The organism is Streptomyces sp. G7(2002), assembly GCF_028870195.1.
Classification (GTDB): domain Bacteria; phylum Actinomycetota; class Actinomycetes; order Streptomycetales; family Streptomycetaceae; genus Streptomyces; species Streptomyces nigrescens.
Window position 1 is genome coordinate 5,042,336 of the sequence record NZ_CP102609.1, and the last position, 12,536, is coordinate 5,054,871.

Annotated in this window: 13 protein-coding genes; 7 read left to right on the forward strand and 6 right to left on the reverse strand. The window is 70.1% G+C overall.

Annotated elements, in window-relative coordinates; genetic code table 11:
- Positions 1–69 precede the first annotated feature (69 nt).
- Positions 70–1,206, forward strand: coding sequence for a pyridoxal-phosphate-dependent aminotransferase family protein (locus tag NUT86_RS21230; protein ID WP_446750829.1), 1,137 nt, complete (start codon positions 70–72; stop codon positions 1,204–1,206).
- Between the two features lie 209 nt (positions 1,207–1,415).
- On the opposite strand, the gene NUT86_RS21235 is transcribed toward NUT86_RS21230, so the two are convergent.
- On the reverse strand, positions 1,416–2,252 hold the full coding sequence (locus NUT86_RS21235) for an NmrA/HSCARG family protein (protein WP_274737092.1): 837 nt from the start codon (positions 2,250–2,252) through the stop codon (positions 1,416–1,418).
- An 84-nt stretch (positions 2,253–2,336) separates the two neighbouring features.
- Between NUT86_RS21235 and NUT86_RS21240 the strand changes: the two genes are divergently transcribed.
- A complete protein-coding gene (locus NUT86_RS21240) occupies positions 2,337–3,149 on the forward strand; it encodes a TetR/AcrR family transcriptional regulator (protein WP_274737094.1) in 813 nt (270 codons plus the stop codon).
- A 31-nt stretch (positions 3,150–3,180) separates the two neighbouring features.
- On the opposite strand, the gene NUT86_RS21245 is transcribed toward NUT86_RS21240, so the two are convergent.
- On the reverse strand, positions 3,181–3,636 hold the full coding sequence (locus NUT86_RS21245; RefSeq protein ID WP_274737095.1) for a GNAT family N-acetyltransferase: 456 nt from the start codon (positions 3,634–3,636) through the stop codon (positions 3,181–3,183).
- 95 nt (positions 3,637–3,731) lie between these two features.
- Positions 3,732–4,259, reverse strand: coding sequence for a MarR family winged helix-turn-helix transcriptional regulator (locus tag NUT86_RS21250; RefSeq protein ID WP_018092138.1), 528 nt, complete (start codon positions 4,257–4,259; stop codon positions 3,732–3,734).
- Between the two features lie 132 nt (positions 4,260–4,391).
- Here NUT86_RS21250 and NUT86_RS21255 point away from each other — a divergent pair, with 132 nt between their 5' ends.
- Entirely contained in the window at positions 4,392–5,630 is a 1,239-nt protein-coding gene (locus tag NUT86_RS21255; RefSeq protein ID WP_093648285.1) for an MFS transporter, read from the forward strand.
- Between the two features lie 88 nt (positions 5,631–5,718).
- Positions 5,719–6,162 (forward strand): GlcG/HbpS family heme-binding protein, encoded by a 444-nt coding sequence (locus tag NUT86_RS21260; RefSeq protein ID WP_109891078.1) that lies wholly within the window; start codon positions 5,719–5,721, stop codon positions 6,160–6,162.
- An 18-nt stretch (positions 6,163–6,180) separates the two neighbouring features.
- Here NUT86_RS21260 and NUT86_RS21265 read toward each other — a convergent pair whose 3' ends face one another.
- Positions 6,181–6,738 (reverse strand): DUF2269 domain-containing protein, encoded by a 558-nt coding sequence (locus NUT86_RS21265; protein WP_274737097.1) that lies wholly within the window; start codon positions 6,736–6,738, stop codon positions 6,181–6,183.
- A gap of 201 nt (positions 6,739–6,939) precedes the next feature.
- Here NUT86_RS21265 and NUT86_RS21270 point away from each other — a divergent pair, with 201 nt between their 5' ends.
- The 3 genes from NUT86_RS21270 (at position 6,940) to NUT86_RS21280 (ending at position 10,843) form a co-directional block, all read left to right on the forward strand.
- Positions 6,940–7,575 carry an HAD family hydrolase gene (locus NUT86_RS21270; protein WP_018092142.1) on the forward strand — a complete coding sequence of 212 codons (636 nt, stop codon included), beginning with the start codon at positions 6,940–6,942 and terminating at the stop codon, positions 7,573–7,575.
- A 450-nt stretch (positions 7,576–8,025) separates the two neighbouring features.
- Positions 8,026–9,858 carry a globin domain-containing protein gene (locus NUT86_RS21275; protein ID WP_274737099.1) on the forward strand — a complete coding sequence of 611 codons (1,833 nt, stop codon included), beginning with the start codon at positions 8,026–8,028 and terminating at the stop codon, positions 9,856–9,858.
- A gap of 49 nt (positions 9,859–9,907) precedes the next feature.
- Entirely contained in the window at positions 9,908–10,843 is a 936-nt protein-coding gene (locus NUT86_RS21280) for a pyridoxamine 5'-phosphate oxidase family protein (protein ID WP_266438655.1), read from the forward strand.
- A 44-nt stretch (positions 10,844–10,887) separates the two neighbouring features.
- Here NUT86_RS21280 and NUT86_RS21285 read toward each other — a convergent pair whose 3' ends face one another.
- Both NUT86_RS21285 and NUT86_RS21290 read right to left on the reverse strand, forming a co-directional pair.
- On the reverse strand, positions 10,888–11,367 hold the full coding sequence (locus NUT86_RS21285) for an NUDIX domain-containing protein (RefSeq protein ID WP_018092145.1): 480 nt from the start codon (positions 11,365–11,367) through the stop codon (positions 10,888–10,890).
- 48 nt (positions 11,368–11,415) lie between these two features.
- Positions 11,416–12,312, reverse strand: a complete 897-nt coding sequence (locus tag NUT86_RS21290; protein ID WP_266438659.1) for a LysR family transcriptional regulator — start codon at positions 12,310–12,312, stop codon at positions 11,416–11,418.
- Positions 12,313–12,536 lie beyond the last annotated feature (224 nt).

The following is a 12,536-nucleotide window of genomic DNA, read 5'->3' on the forward strand; positions in this document are numbered from 1 at the left end:
TACAGTCGGTCCAGATGTCAGGAGCCGCGCCGAGCCGGCTCGCTACCGCTGGAAGGCCCTGTGACTGCTGTGTCTGACCCGACCGCGAACTCCGCCGCCCCGGACCTGCTCGATCTGCCGCCGCTCACCGCCGCCCGCTTCGCGCGGATCGAGGACAAGGTCGGGGCGCTGATGCGTACCCGTGGCGATGTCGTGGCGATGCAGGGCGAGGCGCTGCTGCCCCTGGAGGCCTGCATCCGCTCGGCCGTGCGGCCCGGCAGCACCGCGCTCAACATCGTCACCGGTCCGTACGGCGAGACCTTCGGCGGCTGGCTGCGCTCCTGCGGGGCCGAGGTGGTCACCCTCGCCGCGCCGTTCACGGGTGCGGTCGCTCCGCAGCAGGTGGCGGAGGCGCTGCGCGAGCGCCCCGAGATCGACTTCGTGAGCCTGGTGCACGCGGAGGCAGCCACCGGCAACACCAACCCCGTGGCCGAGATCGGTGCGGTGGTGCGGGAGCACGGCGCGCTGCTGATGCTGGACGCGGTCGCCTCGGTGGGCGCCGAGCCGCTGCTCACCGACGAGTGGGGCGTGGACCTCTGTGTGATCGGCGGACAGAAGGCGATGGCCGGGCCCGCCGGGGTGTCGGTGGTGTCGGTCAGCGCCCGCGCCTGGGAGCGGATCGCCGCCAATGAGCAGGCTCCGCGGCGCTCGTACCTCTCGCTGCTGGACTGGAAGGAGCGCTGGATCGACGGCGGACGCACCGCGCTTCCGCACGCTCCGGCGCAGCTGGAGATGCTCGCGCTGGAGCAGGCCGCGGACCGTCTGGAGGCCGAGGGGCTGGAGGCGGTCCTCACCCGGCACCGGGCGGCGGCCGCGGCGACCCGGGCCGGTGTGCGGGCGCTGGGCGGGCTCACTCCGTATGTCGTGCGCGAGGAGGACGCGGCGCCGGTCGCCACGACGCTCCGTGCGCCCGAGGGAGTGGACGCCAGGGAGATCGTGACCGCCGCGGTCGCGCTGGACGGTGCGGTGCCGGTGCAGGCCGCGGCGGGCGCGCTGGCCAAGGAGATGATCCGGGTGAACCACTATGGCCGCTCCGCCGACCGGGCGGTGGTCACGGCCTCCCTGGTGGCGCTGGCGGGCGGGCTGCGTGCCCAGGGCGTGTCCGTGGACGCCGAAGGTGCGGCCCAGGCGGCGGGCGCGGCGTGGGACGCGGTGGTCGCCGGCTGAGCCGAGCGGGCGCCTGGCTGTAGACGGTTGTCGATGTGGGGTCGTGTTTCACGTGAAACACGACCCCACGCGTATGCCGGGAAGCGGCGTCGTTTCACGTGAAACACCTTGTACACAGGGGTCGTTGTCCGTGACGCGATGCTGTGGAGTACGCGGAACACAAGCCTGCCGAGCTATCCGAGAGCGTCAGCGGCGCTTGGAGGATGTCGTCAGGCGAGCAGTCGCTTCAGCTGCCGAGCGCCCTCGCGCTCCAGCCATGTGTCGAAGGACATCAGGTCCGGGTGGAGGGCACGCAGTGCGTCGATATCCGCGCCACAGGCCCGGCGGTCGTTCAGCCACTGATGGCCCTCGGCGGCATCCGGACTGAGCTCGCGGAGCGTCGCCATCGGCAGACGGACATAGGGCACCGCACGCCCGGTGGCGCGGCTTAGGGCCTCGGCGATCTGCGGGGGCGTAAGGGCGTCGCCTGCCAGCTCCAGGGCCTGTCCGGCGAGCCGGTCGGGTTCCGTGAGGGCGAGTGCGGTCAGGGCGCCGATGTCGGACAGCGCGATGAGCTGCTGGGGGATGTCGGGTGCCAGGGCGGTGGTGAGGGTGCGGTCCTGCAGGCCCCATACCGGGTGGAGGTAGTTCTCCATGAACGAGGTGGGGCGGAGCACCGTGGCGGATATCCCGAGCTTGCGGATGTGCTCCTCGATGGCCCATTTGTTCTCCAGGATCCGTATGCCGGACCGGAGTTGGGCGCTGTTGGCGGAGGAGTAGACGAGGTGCCGTACGCCCGCGGAGGCGGCCGCGTCGGCGACATTACGGCCCGCTGTGACCTCGTTCTGCCAGGAGTGGTCCGGTGGCGTACCCGGGGCTCCGGAGGCAGGCTGGACGCTGAAGACGCCGTAGGCGCCGTCGAGCGCGGGCTTCAGTGCGGCGGGGTCGGCCATGTCGACAGCGCGTACGTCCGCGCCGGCGTCGGCCAGGGCGCGAGCTCCGGGGCTCGTCGGATCGCGGGTGAGTGCCCGCACGGTCCAGCCGTCCGCCAGTAGCCGGCGGGCCACCGCGCCCCCTGCTGCCCCGTGGATCCGGCCACCGCGACGACTAAGCCATTAACGATCATGCTGGAACCTTCCCATAGAATCGGAATGACCGACCCGGTTAGAATTCCGGCGCGCGGACCCGGTGTCAATCGTTTCTCAGGAGGCCCGGCAGTGACGGACGGTGGTGTGACGCCCTCCCGTGCGGATGCGCGGCGCAACAGGGCGCTGGTGCTCCAGGCGGCCCGATTCGCCTTCGAGGAACAGGGGTTGGGGGTACCGCTCGGCGAGATCGCGCGCCGCGCCGGGGTCGGTGCCGGGACCGTCTATCGCCATTTTCCTTCCAAGGAAGCCCTGTTCAGGGCGACGATCGTGGACCGGATCGAGCTGTTCACCGACACCGCAAGGGACTTGGCGGAGGTCCCGGATCCCGGTGCGGTCTTCTTTCGCTTTCTGTCCTCGGTGGTACGGCTCGCGGTACGGAACAAGGCGCTGTGTGACGCACTGGAGGCGGCCGGCGCGGGCCGCTTCGAGCCGTCGCCAGGAGTCGGACAGGACTTCGACGACGCGCTGGAAGTCCTGCTCAGGAGGGCCCAAGAGGCGGGGGCCGTACGGCAGGACGTCGGGATAGCGGATCTCAGGGCGCTGCTGGTCGGCTGTCTTTCGATGGAGCGGGCCGTGCCGGGAAGCGGTTCCGAGGGCGGGGCTCTGGGCCGGATGACGGCGCTGATGTGTGATGCGCTGCGGCCGGAGCGGGCTGTAACGGAACTCGAAATCGAGCCGGTGAAACGTAACGAATCGCGGTGTGGGGTGTGCGGTGCGGCGATCGCGGCGGCGCACACGGGCCGACCCGCGCGTTACTGCGGTGGTGCCTGCCGGCAGAAGGCACACCGAGCGCGGGAGCGTACGCGCCAGACGTGATCAGGTCCGGCCGGGTTCCGGCCGGACCTGATCAGTAGAGCGGGAGCTTGAAGCCCAGATGCGAGGCCTCGAACCCGAGGCGCTCGTAGAAGCGGTGCGCGTCGATCCGGGTCGCGTCTGAGGTGAGCTGCACCATCTGGCAGCCGAGCGTGCGGGATTCCGCGACCGCCCACTCGATGAGCTGGGTGCCGAGACCCCCGCCGCGCTCGTCGCGGTGGATCCGTACGCCCTCGATGATCGAGCGGGTGGCGCCGCGCCGGGACAGACCGGGGATGACGGTGAGCTGGAGCGTACCGACCGTCCGCCCCGCGCGGACGGCCACGACCAGGTGCTGCTGCGGGTCGGCGGCCAGCGCTTCGAACGCGGCGCGGTACGGAGCCGGATCGTCCGGTGACTCGCGGCTGGCGCCCAGGGGGTCGTCGGCGAGCATCGCGACGATGGCGGGAAGATCGGATTCGGTCGCGCGGCGTATCTCGATATCGCTCATGGGCGCGACCTTATGCCGTGTGATCGCGGGGGCGGCAGGCAGGCGGCCCCGCCGCCCGTACTGGCGTCCGCCCGTTCCTCATCCGTCCGTCAGCGTCACTGCGGCGGCGCGAGCGTCTCGACGGCGGTGACCAGGGGTGCCAGCTCGGGGCGCTGCGCGGCGTCCTTGAGGGCTTCGCGCAGGGCGCCGTCGTGGGTGGGCCGGGCCTCCACCAGGAGCGCGAGGCCATCGGACGTCACGTTGGTGTAGATGCCGCGCCGGTCGTCGGGGCACAGGTAGCGCGAGAGGAGCCCGCGCTCCTCAAGCCGGGTGACCAGGCGGGTCGTGGCGCTCTGGCTGAGCACGACGGAGTCCGCGACCTGGTGCATCCGCAGATGACCGCCCGGTCCGTCGTGCTGCTCGCTGAGCACATTGAGGACCGAGAACTCCCGGACGCTGAGGTCATGAGCGGTCTGGAGCGCGCGCTCGATGTGTGACTCGATGCGGCTGTGCAGTGCGGACAGGGCGCACCAGCCCTGCGCCAGCCCGGGGGGCTCGGCCGTCGGGCAGCCGGGCTCGGCCGCTGCCGGCTGCGGGACCGCCGTCTTCTGCGTCTCCCGCTTGTCCCGTGTCTGCTGCGTCATCGAAGACCTCCTCATGGGCGCATCAACCAGGATAGGCCACCTCCGAAATATACGGCGCTTGCAATTAACCCGCGTCTGCAATTATTGTGGACGCTCGTAAAGGACGGACGCAATGATGTGAAGGGATCCGTCATGCCTCTCGCACTCCTGGCGCTTGCCATCGGTGCCTTTGGGATCGGAACGACCGAGTTCGCGGTCATGGGCCTGCTGCCCGACATGGCGGCCGGCTTCGGTGTCTCCATCCCCCTCGCCGGATACGCGACCACTCTCTACGCCCTCGGTGTGGTCATCGGCGCGCCGCTGATGACCGCGCTCGGCACGCGCTTCACCCGCAAGCAGATGCTGATACTGCTGATGGGCCTGTTCATCGTGGGCAATCTGCTCACGGCCCTGGCGCCCAACTTCGGGATCATGCTGGCCGGGCGGATCGTGGCGGCGTTCACGCATGGCGCGTTCTTCGGCATCGGCGCGCTGGTGGCCGCCGACCTCGTCGCGCCCCAGAAGCGCGCCACCGCCCTGTCGCTCATGTTCAGCGGTCTGACCGTCGCCAACGTCGTGGGCGTACCAGCCGGCACCATGCTCAGCCAGCACTTCGACTGGCGCACCACCTTCTACGCCATCACCGCGCTCGGCGTGATCGGCCTGCTGGGGATCGTCAAGCTGGTCCCCGCGCAGCGGGCGAAGGCGGCCTCTCCCATGGGCAGCGAGCTCGCGGTGTTCCGCAACCCGCAGGTCGGCCTCGCCATGCTGATGACGATCCTGGGCTTCGGCGGCGTCTTCGCGGCCGTCACCTACCTCGCCTCGATGATGACCGAGGTCACCGGCTTCGCACCGTCCTCCGTGATCTGGCTGACGGCCATCTTCGGTCTCGGCATGGTCGGCGGAAACCTGGTCTCCGGCCGCTTCACCGACCGCGCCATGATGCCGATGCTGTTCGTGTCGCTGACCGGTCTGGCGCTCTCGCTGGCCGCGTTCACCTTCACCGCGCACGACAAGACCGCCGCCACCGTCACCATCGCGCTGATCGGCATCTTCGGCTTCGCCACCGTGCCGCCGCTGCAGAAGCGGGTGATGGACCAGGCGGCCTCGGCACCCACCCTCGCCTCGGCCGGCAACATCGCGGCCTTCAACTTCGGCAACGCGCTGGCCGCTTGGCTCGGCGGGATCGTCATCTCCGCCGGCCTGGGCTACACCGCTCCCAACTGGGTCGGTGCGCTGATGACCGTCGCGGCGCTCGGGGTGGCGATATTCGCCTCCGTCCTGGAGCGGCGTCAGACGAGCCGTGGCCAGGTGGTGGCCGCCGGCGGACCGAGCGTGGTCGCCGACGGAAGCGTGGTCGCCGACGAGCCCATACCGGCGGCACACGGCTGACGGCCGCGTCCGTACCGCACCCTCCGCATCACCGGCGCTCCGCGCACCACCCGCCCGGCCGGCGTCACCACACCCAAAGGACCACCTCATGAGCACCACCACCGTCACCCCCACCCCCACCGTCCGTCCCCTCACCACCCGCGAGACCGATGCCCTGATCGAGGCCGCCGTGCGTGCCGCCGATGGCCTCGGGGTGCGGGGCAGCGTCACCGTTCTGGATGCGGGCGGTCAGCTGCTCGGCTTCCGGCGGGACGACTCGGCCGTGCTGATCTCCGGGGAGACCAGCACCCGCAAGGCGTACACCGCACTGCAGTTGGACGCGCCGACCGCCGACCTCGTCGACCTCGTACGCCCCGACGGGCTCTTCCACACACTGCCCACGGCGCTGGACCGGCCGCTGCTCTTCATTGCGGGCGGTGCGCCGCTCCACCGGGACGGCCGGCTGATCGGCGCGCTCGGCTTCGGCGGCGGCGCCCCCGACCAGGACCACCGGATCGTCACCGCAGCGATAGCCGAGGCCGACCTCACCTGACCCCGGCCCCGCCCTCCGCTAGCGGACGCCCGCGCCCTTGATGCCGCTCCTTCGTGCCCGGCCGGCGCGGGCCTCGGCCGACTGTGCCTCGCGCAGTCGGCTGCCGCGTGCGGTCGGCCCCCAGGGCTTGAGGACGGAGATCGCGGTGACGAAGAGATAGGTGACCGTGGCGACCGCCGGCGCGACGACGAGGCTGATGTCGGGGGCCGGGATGCCCGCGGCGGCCTCGGCGGCGAGGTGGTTGATACCGGGCCGGAGTGAGAAGACCGACAGCAGTACGGTGACGAGCGTCAGCCAGAACTTCACGATGACCCAGCGGTGCCGGGCCAGCCCCCAGGCGGTGCCCAGGGACAGCACCAGCCCGCTGACCAGCGAGCCGAAGGCGATGGGGAGGACCAGCCAGTCACCGAAGATCTTCATCGCCCGGTAGGCGACCGTCGTCATCTCGGGGGAGCCGGTGGTGTAGCCGGTGATGCCGAGTGTGAGCAGCCCGAGGGCGAGACCGAGCCAGCTGACGGATACGGCGACATGAACGACGAGGACGGCCCGGCGGGCGGGGCGGCTGAGCTGCTGCATACCGTCACGGTCCCGCCCCACGCCGCGCGGTACATCTGACAGCGGGAGTATCCGCACGTACGCGCCCTTGAGTAGATACCCGAGCCACGGCGCCGAGAGGTGCGCCGCACCTTGTCGGATTTGGGGTCGTAAGAACCCGGTTGCACCTATACCCCCTCCCGCCCGTGCTTCCCGCCGTCGGGCGCCCTAGGCTCCGGGGCCATGAGCAAGCTGCATCTGTTCGACATGGACGGGACCCTGCTCTACGGGTCCGCGGCCGCTATCGAGATCTCCCGGCAGCTCGGGCTGGACCGGGAGATCGGCGAGCTGGAACGCGGATTTGCGGCGGGTGCGCTGACGCCCGTGCAGTTCGCCCAGCGGGCATGCGAGCTGTGGGCCGCCGAGCTGACCGAACTTCAGGTGGCCGCGGCCTTCGACGGTGCGCCCTGGCTGACCGGAATCCGGGAGGTCTGGGCGGATATCCGGGCCCGTGGCGAACGGTGCGCGGTGATTTCCCTGTCCCCGGCCTTCTTTGTGGAACGGCTGCTCACCTGGGGCGCCGATGCGGCGCACGGTTCCCGCTGGCCGGCGGTGCCGATCCGGCAGGCGGTGGATCCGGCCGGCATCCTCACCTCGGCGGCGAAGGTGCGTATCGCGGATGAACTCTGTGTGCGGTACGGGCTGACCCGGGCCGACTGCGTGGCGTACGGCGACTCCCTGTCGGACACCGAACTGTTCGCGGTGGTTCCGCAGTCGGTGGCAGTGAATGCGGATCACCATGTCAGTGACCTGGCCTCATATGCGTATGCGGGAGGTGATCTGCGCGAGGCATACGAGCTGGTGCGTACTGGCCGGTAATTCCGAACTTTCCGCGGAGGATTCGTCCGCTGTGTGCGCTGAAATTGCACTCTGTGGGGAGGATCACTGTTATCGGAAGGGCCGCACGGAGTGTTCCAAGATCAGGACTTGTGGTTTCAACTACTGCCGGTATGGTCGAGTCCGGCTTGGCGGAGTGAGGGCTTCCGGGGCTGCGCGAAGGGCAGGTAAAGCTCGTCAGCCTAGCGGCGAAGCGGCCCGTGACACCCGGACTTCCGACTATTTGTCCATCGTGATGAGGAGGAGTGGCATGCTGCTGACACGGCATCTGTTCCATCTTGTCGCAGGGAAGTGAGATTTGTCCGCTTTGGAGGAAGTTGCCGGAATCTCTTGAGTCGATGAAGAATTCCGGGGCAGGGCGGGGGAATTCCGGGCAGTTCCGATCCACGGAAGTGCGAAGACGACCGAAAGACGTTCGAGGCGAGGCAGACCATGGACGCTCCGACCACTACGTCGGCCGATAACGGCTCTTCCGGCGGGAGCAGTGGCGATTGGGGTTGGTTCACTCCGCCGGCGAAGAAGTCCTCCGCAGAACAACAGGAGCGGCAAAACAGCCAGGAGCGGCAACAAGGCCAGGACGGCCGGGCCGAACCGGACGACCGGAGTGCACACTCCGATCGCGGTGACCACAGAGATCACCCCGAGTGGAACGAGAGAGACGAGCGGAACGACCGGGAACGCATACCCAGTCGGCCGGTCAATCCGATCCGGCCGGTAGGCACCGCCGCCGAGCGTGAGCGAGAGACGGAGCCGTCGCAGGTTCCGCAGTCTCGGCACGAGGCGGGCGGAGCGCCCACCGCCCCCGTTTACACCGAGCAGACCGCGGCCCCCTCCGGGTACGCCGCCCCGGCATACGCACCGCCGCGCCGCGAGGCCGAGCCCTCCTGGGACCGTCAGCCGGTCCGGGACGGTCAGCCGCCCTGGGAGCGCGAGTCCGTCCGCGGCCGGGAGCCCGAGCCCGTACACGAATCGGCGCGCGCCGCGGGAAGTGCCGCCCCGGCACCGCCCGCCCAGAGCGCGGCCCCCGCGCCCTCTGCCTTCACCCCCAAGGCCCGTCCCGCCGCTCCCGCGCCGGAGCCCTCCCTCGACGCTCTGACCGCTTCGGTCTCTTCCGCGAGCCCCGCCTCCCCCGACGCGATTCTCATCCGTCGCACCATGGCGGAGATCGAGCCCGTGGCCGACAAGGTCACCTCGTACTTCTACGCGCTGCTCTTCGTCCAGTACCCCGACCTGCGGGCGCTGTTCCCCGCCTCGATGGACACCCAGCGCGACCGGCTCTTCAAGGCGCTGCTCACCGCGGCCCAGCATGTCGACGACGCCGATGTGCTCACCGCGTACCTCGCGAATCTCGGCCGCGGGCACCGCAAATACGGCACCCAGCCCGACCACTACCCGGCGGTCGGCGAATGCCTGCTCAGCGCGCTTGCGCGTTATGCGACGTCCAGTTGGGGGCCGGAGACCCAGGCCGCCTGGGTACGCGCCTACACGGCGATCTCGCAGATCATGATCGACGCGGCCGCCGAGGACGAGGCCGTGGCTCCCGCCTGGTGGCAGGCCGAGGTCGTCTCGCACGAGCTGCGTACACCCGATATCGCGGTGGTCACGGTCCGCCCCGACCAGCCCTACCCGTTCCTCGCCGGGCAGTACACCAGCGTGGAAACCCCCTGGTGGCCGCGTATTTGGCGGCACTACTCCTTCGCCTCGGCGCCCCGCTCCGACGGTCTGCTCTCGTTCCATGTCAAGGCGGTCCCGGCCGGCTGGGTCTCCAACGCCATGGTCCACCGCGCCCGGCCCGGCGATGTCATCCGGCTCGGTGCCCCCGGCGGCTCGATGACCGTCGACCACACGACGCGCAGCGGTCTGCTGTGCGTCGGCGGCGGCACCGGTATCGCGCCCATCAAGGCGCTGGTCGAGGATGTCGCGGAACACGGTGTCCGGCGTCCCGTCGAGGTCTTCTACGGCGCCCGCAGCGACCATGATCTCTACGACCTCGACACCATGCTGCGGCTGGAACAGACCCACCCCTGGCTGTCCGTCCGCCCGGTCGTCGCCACCGGACCGGCGGCGCGTGGCGGGACGAGCAGCGAAACCGGGCAACTTCCGGACGCAGTACGGCAATACGGACCGTTCCGGGAATACGACGCCTACCTTTCCGGGCCGCCAGGGTTGATCCGCAGCGGTGTGGACGCTTTGGTGGGAGTCGGCATCCCGACCGACCGCATACGGCACGACTCCATAGAAGAGCTGGTCTCGGCAGGAGATTGACGTCTTGGCAGCACAGGGCGAATTCGGTCCGACAGGGGAGGGGTGGGGTATGCCGCGGCAGGAACGCCCCGGGAGCGACGGCGAGCACTTGGTGCAGCAGAGACTCGGTACGACCGAGCGTGCCGACCGCTTCTACGGGGATCAGGTCCTGGACCATCTCAACGTCCGTATGCAGGAGTTCGTGGCCCGGCAGGAGATGTTCTTCCTGGCCACGGCCGACCGGCACGGCGAATGCGACTCGACGTTCCGGGCCGGCCCGCCGGGGTTCGTCCGGGTGCTCGACGACCGGACGCTGGCCTATCCGGAATACCGTGGCAACGGTGTCATGGCGTCCATCGGCAATATCTCGGAGAACCCGCGCCTGGGCATCCTCATGATCGACTTCACCCGGGACCGCATCGGGCTGCACATCAACGGCCGCGCGCGGGTCGTCCTGGACGAGGAGATGCGGGCGCAGCACGCCGGTCTGCCGGTCGACCCGGTCCCTGGGCGGCGGGCCCAGCTGTGGGTCACGGTCGAGGTCGAAGAGGCGTACATCCACTGCGCCAAGCACATTCCGCATCTGCAGAAGGTCCCGGCACAGCAGCGCGGGGCGCGGGCATGGGGCACCGACGACAGCAAGCGCAAGGGCGGCGACTTCTTCGGCGCGGCGGCCGAGGCGAGTGAGCGGCCGCCGTTCCGGCGCGCGGAGCGCGGGAACGAGCACCTTCGGGGCGGACTCCACGAGGACACGGGCGAGGCGGCCTATCAGGGCGCGGCCCCGGTGTACGGCGGCGGTCCCGCGCAGGTCGGCGTGCACCGTGCCGCACGGGCCGAGCCCGCGTACGGCGCCGGGCCCGGTGGCTCCGGCCGGGGGGATTTCGTCGAGGAGCTGAACGCGGAATTTCTCGACCGGGTGGAGCGGGTGCTCGCCCGCGCCCAGCCCCGTCGCCCGTCCGAGGACGAGGCCGGATTCCGTGGATGGTTCGACCGGCGCGACGGCTGACACGGCGCTGCCGCGGCGGCCGGCGCAGTGGCTCGGCGGTCCGCTCAGCCCAGGTCGGGTGCGTGCATGGCCCGCACGCCCTCGATGTTGCCGTCCAGGTAGTGGCGCAGCGACAGCGGTACGACCTCGACGGAGGCGATGCCGACGCGGGTGAAGGGCACCCGCACGATGTCGTAGTCCCCGCAGGGCTCCTCGACCTCGGGGCCGTGCCGGCGTGTGAGGTCCATCGAGTCGAGCCGGCAGACGAAGAAGTGCTGGACCTTCACGCCGTCCACCCCGCCGTCGCTGAAGTGCTCGACGGTGTCCACGAAGACCGGCACCACGTCCTTGATCTTGGCGCCCAGCTCTTCGTCCAGCTCACGGTGGAGGGCGTCGATGACGGTGGCGTCCTCGGGCTCGACGCCGCCGCCGGGAGTGATCCAGTACGGGGCCCGGCCCGGCTTGGTGCGCTTGATCAGAACGAGGTCCGCACCATCGAGCAGAATCGCGCGGGCGGTGCGTTTGACGACTGGCCGTTCGTTCATAGGGGACAGATGCCGCAGTCACGGCCTGGTGAAACCCTCGCCCCTCGGTCACCAGTCGACAGCGGTCCGCAGCAGCCCTTCATGCGCCCGTGCGATGTGCGGCAGGCCGAGCGTCCCGGTCCGTACGGCCAGGAAGTAGGTCCGCAACGGGGGCACCGGCGGGTCGAGCAGGGTGAGGACGTCGCCGTCGGCCAGCGCGTCGGCGCACAGATAGCGGGGCAGTACGGCGAGCCCCGCGCCGGCCGCGACACAGGACAGCACCGCCCGCAGATCGCCGGCGATCACGGCGGCGGAGCCCGTGGGTTTGGCGTCGAAGACCGCGGACCAGTAGCGGGTGATCAGCGGCAGACTTTCGTGGACCTCGACGATCGGTACGGGGTCCAGCAGGCGGACGCCACCGGCCTGCAGCGCCTCGGGGCCGCCCAGACCGGCCGCCCAGTGCGGCGCGGCGATCAGCACATGCTCCTCGTCGCACAGCGGTGTGGCGGTGAGCAGTCCGCCGCGCGGTCGGGTCGTGGTGACGGCCAGATCGTGGTGGCCGGCCGCCAGACCGGTCAGCATCTCCTCCGCGGGCCCGAAGGCGGTGCGGATGGACAGGCCCTGGGCTATCAGCGGGGTCAGCGCCGGGAGCGCGCGCTCGGTGAGGAACTCCGGGGGGCCGGCGAGATGGAGGGTGCGGGTGACGGAGTCCCGGTCCAGGCCTGCCTCGGTGATCTCGGTGAGCGCGTCCAGATGCGGCGCCACTTTGTGAGCCAGTTCGTCGCCGATGGTGGTGGCGGTGACCCCACGGGCGTTCCGGAGGAAGAGCGGGCGGCCCAACTGGCGTTCCAGCGACCGGATCTGGCTGGTCACCGCGGGCTGGGAGAGGCCGAGTAACGCCGCGGCGCGGGTGAAGGAGCCGGCCCGGTGCACCGTGACAAAGGTGCGCAGCAGAGCCAGATCCATCGCATACCTCCTGCGCCCCTCGGAAGCCTGGTCGCGGGCCAACTATAAATTTGTCGATAGGGATGTGTCGCTAGCGTGATTGGACACTGACGCTCGGTCAACTAGCCTTGTTCGAGCGGTTGGTTTCACGTGGAACATCTGGTTTCACGTGAAACGCGTGGACTCGGGGCCATGGGAACCGCAGGCCGGCAGGGTGACGAGGGGGGATACCCTGCCGGCCTTCC